Genomic DNA, 16,413 nt, shown 5'->3' on the forward strand with positions numbered 1-16,413 from the left:
TGCAGCCGAACCGTCGCTCCCCTCGGTGAGTTCACCCCGGGAAGTGGGGGCTTTGCTGCATACCTTGATGAACCGACGGCCCGCCGGCGCGCTCCTCGACCGGCCGGGGCGGGTCAGGTGGCGCGGCGATAGGCGGGGGCGACGCCCTTGATGGCGTCGCCCATCCGGTGGATGCGCAGGGCGTTGGTGGAGCCGGGGATGCCGGGAGGGGCGCCGGCGATGATGACGACGAGGTCGCCCTCCTCGACGCGGCCGATCCTGAGCAGCTGCTCGTCGACCTGGCGGACCATCTCGTCGGTGTGCTCGACGGAGGCGGTCTTGAAGGTCTCCACGCCCCAGGAGAGCGACAGCTGGGAGCGGACGGCGGCCTCGGGGGTGAAGGCGAGGATCGGCACGGAGCCGCGGAGACGGGACATGCGGCGGGCGGAGTCGCCGGACTGGGTGAAGGCGACGACGTACTTCGCCTCGACCCGCTCGGCGACCTCGAGGGCGGCCTTGGCGATCACGCCGCCCTTGGTGTGCGGGTCCCAGTCGATGGCCGAGACGTGGTCGACGGCCTCGGCGGACAGCGCGTGCCGCTCGGTGGCCTCGACGATGCGGGCCATGGTCTCGACGGTGTGCACGGGGTACTCCCCCACGCTCGTCTCGCCCGACAGCATCACCGCGTCGGCGCCGTCGAGGACGGCGTTCGCGACGTCGGAGGCCTCGGCGCGGGTCGGCGCGGGATTAGCGATCATCGACTCCAGCATCTGGGTCGCGACGATGACGGGCTTGGCGTTGAGGCGGGCCTTCTCGATGATCCGCTTCTGCAGGAACGGCACGTCCTCGAGCGGGCACTCCACGCCGAGGTCGCCGCGGGCGACCATGAACCCGTCGAAGGCCGCGACGATCTCGTCGAGGTTCTCGATGGCCTGCGGCTTCTCGATCTTGGCGATGACCGGCACCGAGACGCCGACCTCGCGCATGATCCGGCGCACGTCCTCGGCGTCGGCCGCGCTGCGCACGAAGCTGAGCGCCACGAAGTCGACGCACAGGCGGAGCGCGAAGCGGAGGTCGCGCTCGTCCTTGTCCGACAGCGCGGGGACGGACACCGCGACGCCGGGCAGGTTGATCCCCTTGTTGTCGCTGACCCGGCCGCCGACGAGCACCTCGGTGCGCACGTCGGAGCCCTCGACACCGGTCACCCGCAGGCGGACCTTGCCGTCGTCGATGAGGATCGGGTCGCCGACGTTCACGTCGCCGGGCAGGCCCTTGTACGTCGTGCCCGCGACCTCGGCGTCACCAGGGACGTCGCGGGTGGTGATCGTCCACTCCTGGCCACGTCGGAGCTCGACCGGCCCACCGGCGAACTTCTCCAGGCGGATCTTCGGGCCCTGGAGGTCGGCGAAGATGCCGACCCCGTGGCCGCTGGCGTCGGCCGCCTCGCGCACCAGCCGGTAGGCCTCGGCGTGGTCCTCGTGCGACCCGTGGCTCATGTTCAGCCGGGCGACGTCCATGCCGGCGTACACCAGCTCCCGGATGCGCCGGGGCGACGAGGTCGCGGGGCCGAGGGTGCAGACGATCTTGGCTCTACGCACCCACCCAGCCTAGCGAGGTCTTGGATCGATCAAACAACCTGCGTGCTCTCGAGCCGACGAGCGACGGCCGCCCTCCCAGGTCGCGGCGACCTGGGAGGCGGTCCGCTCGAGGTTGCCGACGGCATCCGCGAGCACGGCAGGCAGGTCACCCGGCGCCGCCACGCAGCCGAACACCGCCACGGCACCAGCGTCGACCACGTCGTCGAAGCCGGGGCCGAGGGCGCCGCCAATGACGACGACGGGCACGCCCAGCGAGCCGCACAGGGCGACCACGCCTGCGGGCGCCTTGCCGCGAACGGTCTGGGCGTCGACGCGACCCTCCCCCGTCACCACCAGGTCGGCACCGGCCAGCAGGTCGCGGAGACCGACCGCCTCGGCGACGACCTCGAAGCCAGGGCGCAACGTCCCCCCGAGCACGGAGACCACAGCCAGTCCGACGCCGCCGGCCGCCCCGGCGCCCGGCTCGTCGCGCCGGTCCTCGCCGGATGCCCGGGCCAGCACGTCGGCCCAGCGCGCGAGCGCGTGGTCGAGCACCTGCACGTCCGACGCGAGCACCCCCTTCTGCGGACCGAAGACCGCCGTGGCGCCCTCCTGTCCGAGGAGGGGGTTGTCCACGTCGCAAGCCGCCTCCACCACGACCTCGGACAGCCCCGGATGCAGGCCGGCGAGGTCGAGGTGCGCCACGCCCGCCAACGCAGCCCCTCCGGGGGGCAGCGGGTTCCCGGTCGCGTCGAGGACATGGGCACCGAGCGCGGAGAGGAGGCCGGCGCCACCGTCGTTGGTGGCACTGCCGCCCAGACCGAGGACGACGTGCCGCGCCCCGTGGTCCAGCGCGTCGACGACCAGCTCACCGGTGCCGTACGTCGATGCGCGCGCCGGGTCGCGGCGCGCAGGTGGCACCAGGTGCAGGCCTGACGCCGCAGCGATCTCCACCACCGCGGTCCTGCCGTCACCTACCAGGCCGTAGGCCGCGTCGACCGGCTGCCCCAACGGGCCACGCACCCGCCGCGTCACCAGCTCCCCGCCCGTGGCCCGCACCAGCGCCTCGACCGTGCCCTCGCCACCGTCGGCCAGGGGCACCTCGACGAAGTCGGCCGCCGGCCAGACCCGCGCCATGCCTCGCCTCATCGCCGCGGCCACCGCAGGCGCGGTGAGGCTCTCCTTGAACGAGTCCGGACACAGCACGACCCGCAACCCGCTCCCTCCCGGAGCGTTCACACCGGGACCACTCACACCAGCACCAGGGACAGCACCCAGGTGACGGCGGCCGCGCTGATCCCCATCAGCAAGGTGGCCGTGGTCTGGGTCCGGTAGGCCTGGGCGACGCTCATCTTCGAGAACTGGGTGACGACCCAGAAGTAGCTGTCGTTGGCGTGCGAGACCGTCATGGCGCCCGCCCCGATGGCCATCACGACCAGCACCCGACCCAGGTCGGAGTCCATCCCGATGTCCCCCACCAGCGGCGCCACCAGGGCCGAGGTCGTGACCAGCGCGACCGTCGAGGAGCCCTGCGCGCTCTTGAGCGCCGCCGCCACCAGGAACGGCATCAGCACGCCGATGCCCAGCTCGGAGAGGTTGGAGCCGAGGTAGTCCCCGATGTCGGTGGCCTGGATGACCGCACCGAAGGCGCCGCCCGCGCCGGTGATCAGCAGGATCGGCGCACTGGCGGTGATGCCGTCCGTGACCGCGTCGCGGAAGCTCTCCCGTCGCGTGCCACCCTCGCCGGGGCGCACCAGCAACAGAGCGAGCGCCAGGCCCACGAGCAGGGCGACCACGGGCTCGCCGACGAAGCGCACCAGGTCGGCCGGCGTGCCGTCCCCGAGCGGCGCGGCCGGCAGCGCCGCCACCGAGCCGAGACAGATGAGCAAAATGGGCACGAGGATCGGCGCGAGCGCCGCGACCGGACCGGGCAGCGCGCCGTACCGCTCCTTGAAGGACTCGAACTCCTCCGCGGCAGCGGCCAGCTCGTCGGCACCCTCGCCCTCGGGCTCCGCCTCCGTGAAACGGTTGGCCCAGAACAGACCCACGCCTGCGGCGACCACGGCCACCACGAGGCCGACCAGGATGACCAGACCCAGCTGGTCGGTGAGGCCGAGGTTCCCGGCCGCCGCGATCGGACCCGGGGTCGGCGGCACGAGCGTGTGCGTGGCGAAGAGGCCGGTCGCCAGGGCGACCGACATCGCGACCATCGAGGTGCTGGTGCGGCGGGCGATCGACTCCTTCAGCGAGTTGAGGATGACGTAGCCCGAGTCGCAGAAGACCGGGATGGAGACGATGAAGCCGATCACCGAGATGGTCAGCGTCGGGAATCGCTGGCCGAGCACCTTGATCACGACCTCGGCCATCGTGACCGCCGCCCCGCTGCGCTCGAGGACGACCCCGATGACCGTCCCGAGGACGATCACGATGCCGATCCCCCCGAGGATGCCGCCGAACCCGCCGGTGATCGTGGCGACGATCTCGTCGAGGGGCATCCGGAAGCCGAAGGCGGCGAGGAAGGCGCCGAGCAGCAGCGCGAGGAACGGATGGGTCTTGAGGACGGTCGTGGCAACCACGATGAGGGCGACGACGGCCACGAGGACGAGGACGAGGTCCATGATGCGCTCCGGGGACGGGGACAGGTGAGGCCCGTCACGCTAAGCCGCGCGACCGTCGGGTTGCACCCCCGGGGCGCACACAGGTGCACGGCCCGCGGCGCCCAGGTCAGTGCGGAGGCACAGGAGGAGGAGACGACCCGGCCCGGGCGCGCTCGTCACGGTCGAGCACGGGGACCGGCCTGCCACCCGCCGGGGCGCAGGCCGGTCCCTCCGCTCAGACCATCAGGGGGCGGTCGGTCGGCTTGACCGGCGCCGGCAGGGCCGTCTTCCCGGTCAGGTAGGTGTCGACCGCCGCCGCCGCGGCGCGGCCCTCGGCGATCGCCCACACGATGAGCGACTGCCCGCGGCCCGCGTCGCCGGCGACGAAGACGCCGGGCACCGACGACTGGTAGCCGGAGTCGCGGGCGACGTTGCCGCGATCGTCGAGGTCCACGCCGAGCTGCTCGACCAGGCCGGGCCGCTCCGGACCGGTGAAGCCCATCGCGAAGAGCACCAGCTCGGCGGGGATCTCCCGCTCGGTGCCCTCGATCTCGACCAGCTTGCCACCCTCGAACGTCACGTCGACCAGCTTCAGCGCACGGACGTTGCCGTCCTCGTCGCCGAGGAACTCCTTGGTCGACACGGCGTAGACCCGCTCGCCGCCCTCCTCGTGGGCCGAGGAGACCCGGAAGGTCATGGGGTACGTCGGCCACGGCTGTCCCGCGGGCCGGGTCTCCGGCGGCTCGGGCATGATCTCGAGCTGGGTGACCGAGGCCGCGCCCTGGCGGGTGGAGGTGCCGAGGCAGTCCGCGCCGGTGTCGCCGCCGCCGATGATGACGACGTGCTTGCCGGTCGCGGTGATCTGGCCCTCGACGGTCTCCCCCAGCGCGGCCCGGTTGGCCTGCGGGAGGAATTCCATCGCCTGGTGGATCCCGCCGAGCTCGCGGCCGGTGGCCTGGAGGTCGCGCGGGACGGTCGAGCCGATGGCGATGACGACGGCGTCGTACCGCTCGCGGAGCATCTCGGCGGTCAGCTGCTCGCTGCCCACCTCGACGCCGGCCCGGAAGACCGTGCCCTCGCGGCGCATCTGCTCCAGGCGCCGGTCGAGGTACTTCTTCTCCATCTTGAACTCGGGGATGCCGTAGCGCATCAGCCCGCCGATCTTGTCGGCACGCTCGTAGACCGCCACGGTGTGGCCGGCGCGGGTGAGCTGCTGCGCGGCGGCGAGACCCGCCGGGCCCGAGCCGATCACCGCGACGGTGCGACCCGAGAGCCACTCCGGCGGCTGCGGGCGGACGTACCCGGAGTCGAACGCGCGGTCGGCGATCGTGACCTCGATGTTCTTGATCGTCACCGGGTCCTGGTTGATGCCCAGGACGCAGGCCGTCTCGCACGGGGCGGGGCAGAGCCGGCCGGTGAACTCCGGGAAGTTGTTGGTCGCGTGGAGCCGGTCGATCGCGTCGTCCCAGTCCTCGCGCCACACCAGGTCGTTCCACTCCGGGATCAGGTTGCCCAACGGGCAGCCCTGGTGGCAGAACGGGATGCCGCAGTCCATGCACCGGCTCGCCTGCGGCCCGATGATCGGCAGCAGCGCACGACCCGCCGAACCCGGGTAGACCTCGTTCCAGTCCTGCACGCGCTCCTCGACGGGGCGCCGGGCCGCGACCTCGCGACCCTCCTTCAGGAATCCCTTCGGGTCAGCCATGCTGTGCAGCCCCCTCCATGGTCGAGCGGCCGGAGCCGCTCACGTCGTGCCGGTCAGTCGGGCGCCGCTCAGCCATGGAGTGCTCCCATCATCGCGTTGGCGGTCTCGTTCTCGTCCAGCCCGTCGGCCTCGGCCTTCGCCTTGGCCTCCAGGACCTTGCGGTAGTCGCTCGGCATGACCTCGGTGAAGCGCTCGAGCGCGGCAGGCCAGTCGGCCAGCAGCGCGGCGGCGATCTCCGAGCCGGTCTCCTCCCGGTGCTCGCGCACCAGCTGCTCGAGCTCGGCCGCGGCCCCGCCGGTGACCGGCGAGAGCTCGACGAGCTCGGGGTTGACCCGCCTCGGGTCAAGGTCGAGGACCCACGCCACGCCGCCGGACATCCCGGCGGCGAAGTTGCGGCCGGTCGGGCCGAGGACGACGACGCGCCCGCCGGTCATGTACTCGCAGGCGTGGTCGCCCACGCCCTCGGTGACCGCCCAGGCGCCGGAGTTGCGGACGCAGAAGCGCTCGCCCACCCCGCCGCGCAGGAAGATCCGGCCCGACGTGGCGCCGTAGCCGATCGTGTTGCCGGCGATGACCTGCTCCTCGGAGCGGAACGGCGCCGACCGGTCGGGGCGGACGACGACGCGGCCGCCCGAGAGGCCCTTGCCGACGTAGTCGTTGGCGTCGCCCTCCAGCCGCAGCGTCATGCCCTTCGGCACGAACGCCCCGAAGGACTGGCCGGCCGAGCCGGTGAAGGTGAGGTCGATCGTGCCCTCGGGCAGCCCGGCGCCGCCGTACCGCTTGGTGACCTCGTGACCGAGGATCGTGCCGACGGTGCGGTTGACGTTGCGGATCTCGACCTGCGCGCGCACCGGCTCGCCGCGCTCGAGCGCGGCCTCCGCCAGCGGCACGAGCGTGGTGACGTCGAGCGCCTTCTCCAGGCCGTGGTCCTGGCCGGCGGTGTTGCGCAGCGAGGCGCCCTCGGGCAGCTCCGGCACGTGCAGGACCGGCGTGAGGTCCAGGCCGGCGGCCTTCCAGTGGTTGACCGCCGCGGCGACGTCGAGGGTGTCGACGCGGCCGACGGCCTCGTCGATGCTGCGGAAGCCGAGCTCGGCGAGGTACTCACGCACCTCCTGGGCGATGAACTCGAAGAAGTTCACGACGTACTCGGCCTTGCCGTTGAAGCGCTCGCGCAGCACCGGGTTCTGCGTCGCGACGCCGACCGGGCAGGTGTCGAGGTGGCAGACACGCATCATGATGCAGCCCGACACCACCAGCGGCGCCGTGGCGAAGCCGAACTCCTCGGCGCCGAGCAGGGCAGCCACGACGACGTCGCGGCCGGTCTTGAGCTGGCCGTCGGCCTGCACGACGATCCGGTCGCGCAGGTTGTTGAGCAGCAGCGTCTGCTGGGTCTCGGCCAGGCCGAGCTCCCAGGGACCGCCTGCGTGCTTGAGCGAGGTGAGCGGCGAGGCGCCGGTGCCGCCGTCGTTGCCGGAGATCAGCACGACGTCGGCGTGCGCCTTGGAGACACCGGTCGCGACCGTGCCGACGCCCATCTCCGAGACCAGCTTCACGTGGACGCGGGCCGACGGGTTGGCGTTCTTGAGGTCGTGGATCAGCTGCGCCAGGTCCTCGATCGAGTAGATGTCGTGGTGCGGCGGCGGGCTGATCAGGCCCACGCCCGGCGTGGAGTGCCGGGTCTTGGCCACCCACGGGTAGACCTTGTGGCCGGGCAGCTGGCCGCCCTCGCCGGGCTTCGCCCCCTGCGCCATCTTGATCTGGATGTCGTCGGAGTTCGTGAGGTACTCCGCGGTCACGCCGAAGCGGCCCGAGGCGACCTGCTTGATCGCGCTGCGCCGCTCGGGGTCGTAGAGCCGCTCGGGGTCCTCGCCGCCCTCGCCGGTGTTCGACTTGCCGCCGAGCCGGTTCATGGCGATCGCGAGGGTCTCGTGCGCCTCCTGGCTGATCGAGCCGTACGACATCGCGCCGGTGGAGAACCGCTTGACGATCGACTCGACCGGCTCGACCTCCTCGACCGGGATCGGGTCGCGGCCGGTGATCTCCGCACCCTTGAACCGGAAGAGCCCGCGCAGCGTCATCAGCCGTGCCGACTGCTCGTCGACGCGCTCGGTGTACTGCTTGAACACGTCGTAGCGGCCCGCGCGCGTGGAGTGCTGCAGGCGGAAGACGGTCTCGGGGTCGAACAGGTGCGGCTCGCCGTCGCGGCGCCACTGGTACTCGCCGCCCGTCTCCAGCTCGCGGTGCGTGGGCGAGATCCCGCCGCGGGGGTACGCCGTGGCGTGGCGCCGGGCGACCTCCTCGGCGATGGTCTCGAGCTCGATGCCGCCGAGCTTGGAGGTCGTGCCGGTGAAGTACCGGTCCACGACCGCCGAGGAGAGCCCGACCGCCTCGAAGATCTGCGCGCCGGTGTAGGAGGCGACGGTCGAGACGCCCATCTTGGACATCACCTTGAGCACGCCCTTGCCGAGCGCCTTGACCAGGTTCTTGACCGCGGCCTCGGGGTCGGCCTTGACGTAGTACCCGTCGCGGGCGAGGTCCTCGACCGACTCCATGGCGAGGTAGGGGTTCACCGCGGCCGCGCCGTACCCGACGAGCAGGGCGACGTGGTGGACCTCGCGGACGTCACCGGCCTCGACGAGCAGGCCGACCTGGGTCCGGGTCTTCTCGCGGACCAGGTGGTGGTGGACGGCGCCGGTGAGCAGCAGCGACGGGATCGGTGCGAGCTCGGCGGTCGAGTGCCGGTCGGAGAGCACGATGATCCGGGCGCCCTCGGCGATCGCCGTGCTGACCTCGACGCAGATCTCGTCGATCCGGCGGGCGAGCGCCGCACCGCCGCCCTCGACCTCGTAGAGGCCGCGGGAGACGTGGGTGACGAAGCCCGGCATGTCGCCGTCGCGGTTGATGTGTCGGATCTTGGCCAGGTCGTCGTTGGAGATCACCGGGAACGGCAGCACGACCTGCCGGCACGAGGCCGGCTGCGGCTCGAGCAGGTTCGACTCCGGGCCGATGGTGCCGTTGAGCGAGGTGACGAGCTCCTCGCGGATCGCGTCCAGCGGCGGGTTCGTGACCTGCGCGAAGAGCTGGTTGAAGTAGTCGAACAGCAGCCGCGGCTTCTCGCTCAGCGCCGCGATCGGCGTGTCGGTGCCCATCGAGCCGATCGGCTCGGCACCGGTGTTCGCCATCGGCGAGAGGATGACCCGCAGCTCCTCCTGGGAGTAGCCGAAGACCTGCTGGCGACGGGTCACCGAGGCGTGCGTGTGCACGATGTGCTCGCGCTCGGGGATGTCGTCGAGGTGGACCAGCCCGGCGTGCAGCCACTCCTCGTAGGGGTGCTCCGCGGCCAGCTCGGCCTTGATCTCCTCGTCCTCGATGATGCGGTGCTCGTCGGTGTCGACGAGGAACATCCGGCCCGGCTGGAGCCGGCCCTTGCGGACCACCTTCGCGGGGTCGATGTCGAGCACGCCGACCTCGGAGGCCAGCACGACGAGGCCGTCGTCGGTGACCCAGTAGCGCGAGGGTCGCAGGCCGTTGCGGTCGAGCACGGCGCCGATCTGCGAGCCGTCGGTGAAGACGACGCAGGCGGGGCCGTCCCAGGGCTCCATCATCGCGGAGTGGAACTCATAGAACGCCCGGCGCTGGGAGTCCATCTCGCCGTGGTTCTCCCACGCCTCGGGGATCATCATCAGCACCGAGTGCGGCAGCGAGCGGCCGCCCATGTGCAGCAGCTCGAGCACCTCGTCGAAGGACGCGGAGTCCGAGGCGCCCGGGGTGCAGATCGGGTAGAGCCGCTCGAGGTCGCCGGGGATCAGGTCGGACTGCAGCAGCGCCTCGCGGGCGCGCATCCAGTTCCGGTTGCCCATCACGGTGTTGATCTCGCCGTTGTGCGCGATGTAGCGGAACGGGTGCGAGAGCGGCCAGCTCGGGAACGTGTTGGTGGAGAACCGCGAGTGGACCACGGCCATCGCCGAGGTCACGCGCTCGTCGCGCAGGTCCGGGAAGACCTCGTCGAGCTGGGCCGGGGTGAGCATGCCCTTGTAGACCAGGGTCCGCGAGGACAGCGACGGGAAGTAGACGTCGGTCTCCCGCTCCGCGCGCTTGCGCAGGCAGAAGGCCATCCGCTCCAGACCCAGGCCGGTCAGGCGCGAGCCCTTGCCGGCGACGAAGAGCTGCGCGAAGGACGGCATGACGCCGAGCGCGGTCTGACCCAGCGGCGAGGGGTCGACCGGCACCTCGCGCCAGCCGAGGACCTCCAGGCCCTCCTCGTCGGCGAGCTCCTCGACGCGGCGGCGCGTCGCGGCCACGGCCTCCTCGTCGCCGGGCAGGAACGCCGTGCCAACGGCGTACGCACCCCGCCCGGGGAGCTCGAAGTCCACGACCTCGCGCAGGAACGCGTCGGGGACCTGGATGAGGATGCCGGCGCCATCGCCGGAGTTGGTCTCGGCGCCCGCGGCTCCGCGGTGGTCGAGGTTGAGGAGCGCGGTCACGCCCTGGCGGACGATCTCGTGGCTCGCGGCGCCTGAGAGGTTCGCGACGAAGGCCACACCGCACGCGTCGTGCTCGTGGCTGGGGTCGTAGAGCCCTTGGGGCGGCGGGAACGCGTGCGAGTAGGGCACTGGGTTCTCCCGTCGTCGAGCCGGTCCCCGCACCGAGGCTCGCGAACGAGGCTCCGGGACGAGGCGGCCGGCTGGTCGGCACATGCAGGGTTCAGCGGGTCGGACCGGATCGGCCCGAGAAGCTGAGGAAGGTGCAGGGACGACGTTGGCCCACGCGGAGCCGTCAGGTTACCACCGTGTTGCAGGCCCTATTCACGATCCGACGTCGTCGCGGACGTCGCGGACCTCACGTCCGTCGGTGTGGACGCTGGTCTCCCGGCCCGGGTGCCGGCGTGTGGCCCAGGCGAAGTACGCCGCCGCGAGCACGAACAGCACGATCGAGGTCCACACGTTGAAGCGCAGCCCGCCGACGTCGGAGAGCTCGACGTCGTCGATCCGGAGCATCTCGATCCAGCCGCGGCCGAGCGTGTAGGCCATCACGTAGAGCGCGGCGACCCGACCGTGGCCGAGCCGCAGCCGACGGTCGAGCCAGATGACGACGGCGAACGCCGCGAGGTTCCACAGGCACTCGTAGAGGAACGTCGGGTGGAAGGTCGCCTGGTCGAGGTAGCCCGAGGGCCGGTGCGCCGGGTCGATCTCCAACGCCCACGGCAGGTCGGTCGGCCCGCCGAACAGCTCCTGGTTGAACCAGTTGCCCCAGCGGCCGATCGCCTGCGCGACCAGCACGGTCGGTGCGATCGCGTCGAGGACCGGCAACAGCTTGATGCCCTTGAGCCGGGCGCCGATGTAGACGCCGACGGCGCCGAGCGCGATCGCGCCCCAGACCCCCAGGCCGCCGCGCCAGACGTACAGCGCGGTGACCGGGTTGTTCCCCTCGCCGAAGTAGCGGCCGCTGTCGGTGGCGACGTGGTAGAGCCGGCCGCCGACCAGGCCGAAGGGCACCCCCCAGATCGCGAGGTCCTGGATGTCGCCGGGCGTGCCGCCACGGGCGACCCAGCGACGCTCGGAGAGCCAGACCGCGACGACGATGCCGAGGATGATCGCGAGCGCGTAGCCGCGCAGCGGCACGGGACCGAGGTACCACGTGCCCTCGCTGGGGCTCGGGATGCTCAGCGCCACCAGGCCCGCGACCAGGTCGGCGCTCACGCGTCCCCCAGCAGTCCCGAGATGTCGGAGGCGAACTGCGCGGCGGAGGTGTCCTGCCGCCAGAACATCGGCGCCTCGTCGTTGCCGTCGACGGCGATCACGTAGGTGCCGTGGCTGCCGAGGTCATAGCCCCCGGACTCCAGCTCCTCGCCGTCGGCGACGAACACGCCGACCGACTCCGCGACGGTCGCGATCGTGTCGAGGTTGCTGCGCGCGCCGACGTACGCCGGGTCGAACCGGTCGAGGTAGTCGCGCAGCACCCCGGCGGAGTCGGTCGCGGGGTCGGTCGTGACGAAGACGACCTCGACCTGCTCGCGCTCCTCGTCGCTGAGGCGGTTGAGCCCGGAGGTCAGCGTCTGCATCACCATCGGGCAGATGTCGGGGCACTGGGTGTAGCCGAAGAAGACCAGCGTCAGCCGGGCGTCGGTGTCGTCGGCCAGGGAGAACGGCTCGCCCTCGGTGTCGGTCAGCGGCGTCGCCGCGACCTCGAACGGCGGGTCGACGACGCTCCCGGTGAACCCGTCGTCGTCCCCGCCGCCGCCGGTGCTCCCGCTGCCGCACCCGGCGAGCAGGACCGCGGCGAGCGCGGCGGCCACGGAGGCGCGGACGGTGGATGGCCGCCGGGCGGACCTAGCCACGCCGCACCCCGACCGCGAGGTCCTCGGTCAGCGCGCCGAGGGCGCGGAGGCCGGCGCGCCGGTCGTCGGCGTGGTCGAGCAGGCAGCGGACGAAGGCGGAGCCGACGATGACGCCGTCGGCGCCGATCCCGTCCCTGGCGGCGAGCTCGGCGGCCTGGTCGCCGTTGCTGACGCCGAGGCCGACCCCGACCGGGAGGTCGGTGGCCGCCTTCGTGCGGGCGACGAGCGGGCCGGCGAGGTCGCTGGTGGTCGTGCGGGCGCCCGTGACGCCCATGACCGCGGTGGCGTAGACGAAGCCGCGGCAGGCCGCGGTGGTCATCGCGATCCGCTCGTCGGTCGACGACGGCGCGACGAGGAAGACCTTGTCCAGGCCGTGCTCGTCGGCAGCGGCGATCCACTCCGGGGCGCTGTCGGGGGTGAGGTCGGGGGTGATCAGCCCCGCTCCCCCGGCACTCGCGAGGTCCGCGGCGAACTGCGGCACCCCGTAGCGCTCGACGGGGTTCCAGTAGGTCATCACCAGGGTCGGCGTGCCGGTCGCGGCGACCGCCTCGACGGTGCGGAGCACGTCGGTGGTCCGCACGCCGCGCTCCAGCGCGGCCTGGGCGGCGGCCTGGATGGTCGGGCCGTCCATGACCGGGTCGCTGTAGGGCAGGCCGATCTCGATGACGTCGCAGCCGGCGTCGACAAGCGTGCGCAGCGCGTCGATGCCGCCGGCCACGTCGGGGTAGCCGGCGGGCAGGTAGCCGACCAGCGCGGCCCGGCCGTCCGCGCGCGCCTGCGCGAACACGGTCGCCGTCGTCGTACCAGCGCTCATCCCACAGGCTCCTCGGTCACGTCGTCGGAGACCTCGGCCTCGGTGCGGCCCAAGCCGAACCACTCGATCGCGGTCCCCATGTCCTTGTCACCGCGGCCGGAGAGGTTGACCAGCACGGTCGCGTCCGGGCCCTTCTCCTCGGCCAGCTCGCGCGCGACGCGCAGGGCGCCCGCGATCGCGTGGGCCGACTCGATCGCCGGGATGATCCCCTCGGTGCGGCTGAGCAGGGCCATCGCCTCCATGGCCTCGGCGTCGGTGACCGGGGTGTACGTCGCCCGGCCGGTCGCCGCGAGGTGGGCGTGCTGCGGCCCGACACCCGGGTAGTCGAGGCCCGCCGAGATCGAGTGCGACTCGATGGTCTGGCCGTCGGCGTCCTGCAGGACGTAGGTGCGGGCACCGTGGAGCACGCCCTTGTCGCCGGCGTGGATCGTGGCCGCGTGGCGCGGCGTGTCGACGCCCTCGCCGCCGGGCTCGAAGCCGTGGATCGCCACGCCCTCGTCCTCGAGGAAGGCGGTGAACAGCCCGATCGCGTTGGACCCGCCGCCGACGCACGCAGCGATGGCGTCCGGCAGCACGCCGTACTTGTCCAGGCACTGGGCGCGCGCCTCGTCCCCGATGCCGCGCGTGAAGTCGCGGACCAGGCTCGGGAACGGGTGCGGGCCGGCGGCCGTCCCGAAGAGGTACGCCGTGTGGTCGACGCTGGCGACCCAGTCGCGCAGCGCCTCGTTGATGGCGTCCTTGAGGGTGGCGCTGCCGGACTCGACGGGCACCACCTTGGCGCCGAGCAGGTGCATCCGCGCGACGTTGAGCGCCTGCCGCCGGGTGTCGACCGCGCCCATGTAGACGGTGCAGTCCAGGCCGAAGTACGCCGCCGCGGTCGCGCTGGCGACGCCGTGCTGGCCGGCGCCGGTCTCGGCGATGACGCGGGTCTTGCCCATCCGCTTGGTCAGCAGCGCCTGGCCGAGCACGTTGCGGATCTTGTGGGCGCCGGTGTGGTTGAGGTCCTCGCGCTTGAGCAGGATCCGGGCGCCGACCTGCCGGCTGAGCCGCTCGGCGTGGTAGAGCGGGCTGGGCATGCCGGCGTAGTCGCGCAGGATCGCGTCGAACTCCGCGACGAAGGACGGGTCGGCCATCGCGTCGTGCCAGGCCTCGGTGAGCTCGTCCAGCGCAGCGACCAGGGCCTCGGGCATGAAGCGCCCGCCCCAGCCGTGCTCGGGACCGCCGAACCAGCCGCGCTCGTCGGCGTCGTAGCTGGTCGTGCGGTCCACCTCGGTCGTCATCCGCCCACTCCTGTCATCGCGCGCACCGCGGTCTGCGGGTCGCCGTCCTTGACCAGCGCCTCGCCGACGAGCACCGCGCGGGCGCCCTCGCCCACGAACCGCTCGACGTCGGCCGGCGAGAAGATCCCCGACTCGGCCACCTTCACCCGGTCGTCGGGCACCAGCGGCGCGAGCCGCCCGAAGGTGTCGGCGTGGATCTCCAGCGTCTTGAGGTTGCGCGCGTTGACGCCGATCAGCTCGGCGCCGAGCTCGACAGCGCGCTCGGTCTCGGCCTCGTCGTGCACCTCGACGAGCACGGTCAGCCCCAGCTCGCGGGCCTCGTCGTGGAGGCGGCGCAGCTCGTCGTCCGGCAGCGCGGCCACGATGAGCAGCGCCAGGTCGGCACCGGCGGCGCGGGCCTCGACGAGCTGGTAGGTCGAGACGATGAAGTCCTTGCGCAGCAGCGGCACGTCGACCGCCGCCCGCACCGCGCGCAGGTCGGCCAGGCTGCCGCCGAAGCGCCGCTGCTCGGTCAGCACGCTGATGGCGGCGGCCCCGCCCGCGGCGTACTCCCCCGCCAGCACGGCGGGGTCGGGGATGTCGGCGAGGTCGCCCTTGCTGGGGCTGCGCCGCTTGACCTCGGCGATGACGCTCGCGCCCGGCGCTCGGAAGTGCGGCATCGGGTCCCGCGGCGGGTCCACGTCGGCGAGGGCCGCCCGCACGTCGGCGAGGGGCAGGGCCGCCTCGCGCTCGGCGAGGTCGGCACGGACCCCGTCGACGATGTCGTCGAGCACGGACACGGCTGCTCCTCAGGAGGTGGTTCGGGTGGCGGCAGCGCCGCCGGGGGTGACCCCGGGCGCCGGGCGGCGCCACGGTCGGGTCACCGCGAGGTCACTCGTGCAGGCCCATCTTGTCCATGGCGACGAAGATGACGAGCGCGCCGACGACCATCGCCACGCCGACCCAGAACACCACGAAGCTGACCGGGTCGAGCATCAGCCCGACGCCGCCGACCACGAAGCCGAGCAGGGCGACCACGACGGCGGTCCAGGCCGCGGGGGTGTTGCCGTGGTTGGCACTAGACATGCGGAGAGCTCCTCGATCGTGGGTCGTGGTGACGCCCCGATCCTAGCGACCGGGGCGCACGCTCAGGCCGTCGGGTCGCGCCCCTCGTCCATCGCCTTCCACAGGTCGATGTTGGTGGCGTCCTCCGGCGCGACCGGCCCCGGAGCGTCCGCGGACCCGTCTGCGGACCCGCCGGCCGGTGCGTCGTACCGGCTGCCCATCTCGGGCCAGGTCGGGACGAACCGCACGGCGGCGACCGAGGCGGCCAGCGTGACGAGCGAGCCGAGCGCGGTGGCCCAGGACCACGCGGTGCGGCTGACCTCGGGGGCGGGCTCCGCCGCGGCGTACGCCGCGCGCACGTCGTCGACGGTCGAGGACCAGCCGACCACGACCGCCACGACGAGCCCGACCGCGGCGACCGCCCCGAGCAGCGCGACCGCGCGGCGCACGCGGCGCCGCGTCACCAGCACCACGCCCCAGCAGGCCAGCACCACGAGCGCGAGGGCGGTCGCGGCCGGCATCTCGCCGATGTCGCCGGCCGCGTAGCCCGCGACCGAGGCGGCGACCCCGCCACCTGCCTCGGCCTCGGCCCACGCGCGGCTCCCACCGACGGCCGCCAGGGTCGCGCCGGCCAGCCCGGCGAGGACGACGGGGCCGAAGGTCCGGCGCGAGCGCTGGTCAGCCACGGGTCGGCAGCTCCACCGCGTCGAAGCAGGTCCGGTCGCCGGTGTGGCAGGCGGCGCCCTCCTGGTCGACCTTCACCAGCAGGGTGTCGCCGTCGCAGTCGAGGCGGACCTCCTTGACCCACTGCACGTGGCCGGAGGTCTCGCCCTTGATCCAGTACTCCTGGCGGGAGCGCGACCAGTACGTCGCACGGCCGGTGGTCAGCGTGCGGTGCAGCGCCTCGTCGTCCATCCAGCCCAGCATCAGCACCTCGCCGGTGTCGTGCTGCTGCACCACCGCCGGCACCAGTCCGTCGGCGGTGCGCTTGAGGCGGTCGGCGATGTCGGGGGCCAGGGAGCTCACCTGCTCAGTATCCCCGGACCGTCCCCGGTCCCCGTCATCGCGCGTGCCTCCGCC

13 protein-coding genes are annotated in these 16,413 nt (G+C 72.7%); all 13 read right to left on the reverse strand.

Annotated features, from left to right (window positions below):
• Positions 1–113: 113 nt before the first annotated feature.
• Positions 114–1,577, reverse strand: a complete 1,464-nt coding sequence (gene pyk / locus G6553_RS07540) for a pyruvate kinase (protein ID WP_166190657.1) — start codon at positions 1,575–1,577, stop codon at positions 114–116.
• Between the two features lie 9 nt (positions 1,578–1,586).
• Positions 1,587–2,810 (reverse strand): glycerate kinase, encoded by a 1,224-nt coding sequence (locus G6553_RS07545; protein ID WP_347565571.1) that lies wholly within the window; start codon positions 2,808–2,810, stop codon positions 1,587–1,589.
• Positions 2,807–4,174, reverse strand: a complete 1,368-nt coding sequence (locus G6553_RS07550; protein WP_166190659.1) for a GntP family permease — start codon at positions 4,172–4,174, stop codon at positions 2,807–2,809. The genes G6553_RS07545 and G6553_RS07550 overlap by 4 nt, the downstream gene beginning before the upstream one ends.
• 214 nt (positions 4,175–4,388) lie before the next feature.
• On the reverse strand, positions 4,389–5,858 hold the full coding sequence (locus G6553_RS07555) for a glutamate synthase subunit beta (RefSeq protein ID WP_166190661.1): 1,470 nt from the start codon (positions 5,856–5,858) through the stop codon (positions 4,389–4,391).
• A 68-nt stretch (positions 5,859–5,926) separates the two neighbouring features.
• Positions 5,927–10,471: a glutamate synthase large subunit gene (gene gltB / locus G6553_RS07560; protein ID WP_347565572.1), complete on the reverse strand. Its 4,545-nt coding sequence runs from the start codon at positions 10,469–10,471 to the stop codon at positions 5,927–5,929.
• Between the two features lie 192 nt (positions 10,472–10,663).
• On the reverse strand, positions 10,664–11,557 hold the full coding sequence (gene lgt, locus G6553_RS07565; protein ID WP_347565573.1) for a prolipoprotein diacylglyceryl transferase: 894 nt from the start codon (positions 11,555–11,557) through the stop codon (positions 10,664–10,666).
• Positions 11,554–12,153, reverse strand: coding sequence for an SCO family protein (locus G6553_RS07570; RefSeq protein ID WP_347565574.1), 600 nt, complete (start codon positions 12,151–12,153; stop codon positions 11,554–11,556). Before G6553_RS07570 ends, lgt begins: the two co-directional genes overlap by 4 nt.
• Positions 12,154–12,187: 34 nt before the next feature.
• A complete protein-coding gene (gene trpA, locus G6553_RS07575; protein ID WP_166190667.1) occupies positions 12,188–13,009 on the reverse strand; it encodes a tryptophan synthase subunit alpha in 822 nt (273 codons plus the stop codon).
• Positions 13,006–14,277, reverse strand: a complete 1,272-nt coding sequence (trpB, locus tag G6553_RS07580) for a tryptophan synthase subunit beta (protein ID WP_347565577.1) — start codon at positions 14,275–14,277, stop codon at positions 13,006–13,008. Before trpB ends, trpA begins: the two co-directional genes overlap by 4 nt.
• A gap of 8 nt (positions 14,278–14,285) precedes the next feature.
• Positions 14,286–15,068, reverse strand: coding sequence for an indole-3-glycerol phosphate synthase TrpC (trpC, locus tag G6553_RS07585; protein WP_166190671.1), 783 nt, complete (start codon positions 15,066–15,068; stop codon positions 14,286–14,288).
• 91 nt (positions 15,069–15,159) lie between these two features.
• Positions 15,160–15,354, reverse strand: coding sequence for an HGxxPAAW family protein (locus G6553_RS07590; protein ID WP_166190673.1), 195 nt, complete (start codon positions 15,352–15,354; stop codon positions 15,160–15,162).
• Between the two features lie 62 nt (positions 15,355–15,416).
• Entirely contained in the window at positions 15,417–16,019 is a 603-nt protein-coding gene (locus tag G6553_RS07595) for a Trp biosynthesis-associated membrane protein (protein ID WP_166190675.1), read from the reverse strand.
• Positions 16,012–16,359, reverse strand: a complete 348-nt coding sequence (hisI, locus tag G6553_RS07600) for a phosphoribosyl-AMP cyclohydrolase (RefSeq protein ID WP_166190677.1) — start codon at positions 16,357–16,359, stop codon at positions 16,012–16,014. Before hisI ends, G6553_RS07595 begins: the two co-directional genes overlap by 8 nt.
• Positions 16,360–16,413 lie beyond the last annotated feature (54 nt).

Origin of the sequence: Nocardioides sp. IC4_145 (assembly GCF_011250565.1) — a bacterium.
Classification (GTDB): Bacteria; Actinomycetota; Actinomycetes; order Propionibacteriales; family Nocardioidaceae; genus Nocardioides.

What these genes read in the sequence shown, in the direction of transcription:
- G6553_RS07550 (WP_166190659.1), bottom strand. Translation starts at nt 4,174, where the DNA reads ATGGACCTCGTCCTCGTCCTCGTGGCCGTCGTCGCCCTCATCGTGGTT.
- G6553_RS07555 (WP_166190661.1), bottom strand. Translation starts at nt 5,858, where the DNA reads ATGGCTGACCCGAAGGGATTCCTGAAGGAGGGTCGCGAGGTCGCGGCC.
- trpA (WP_166190667.1), bottom strand. Translation starts at nt 13,009, where the DNA reads ATGAGCGCTGGTACGACGACGGCGACCGTGTTCGCGCAGGCGCGCGCG.
- G6553_RS07590 (WP_166190673.1), bottom strand. Translation starts at nt 15,354, where the DNA reads ATGTCTAGTGCCAACCACGGCAACACCCCCGCGGCCTGGACCGCCGTC.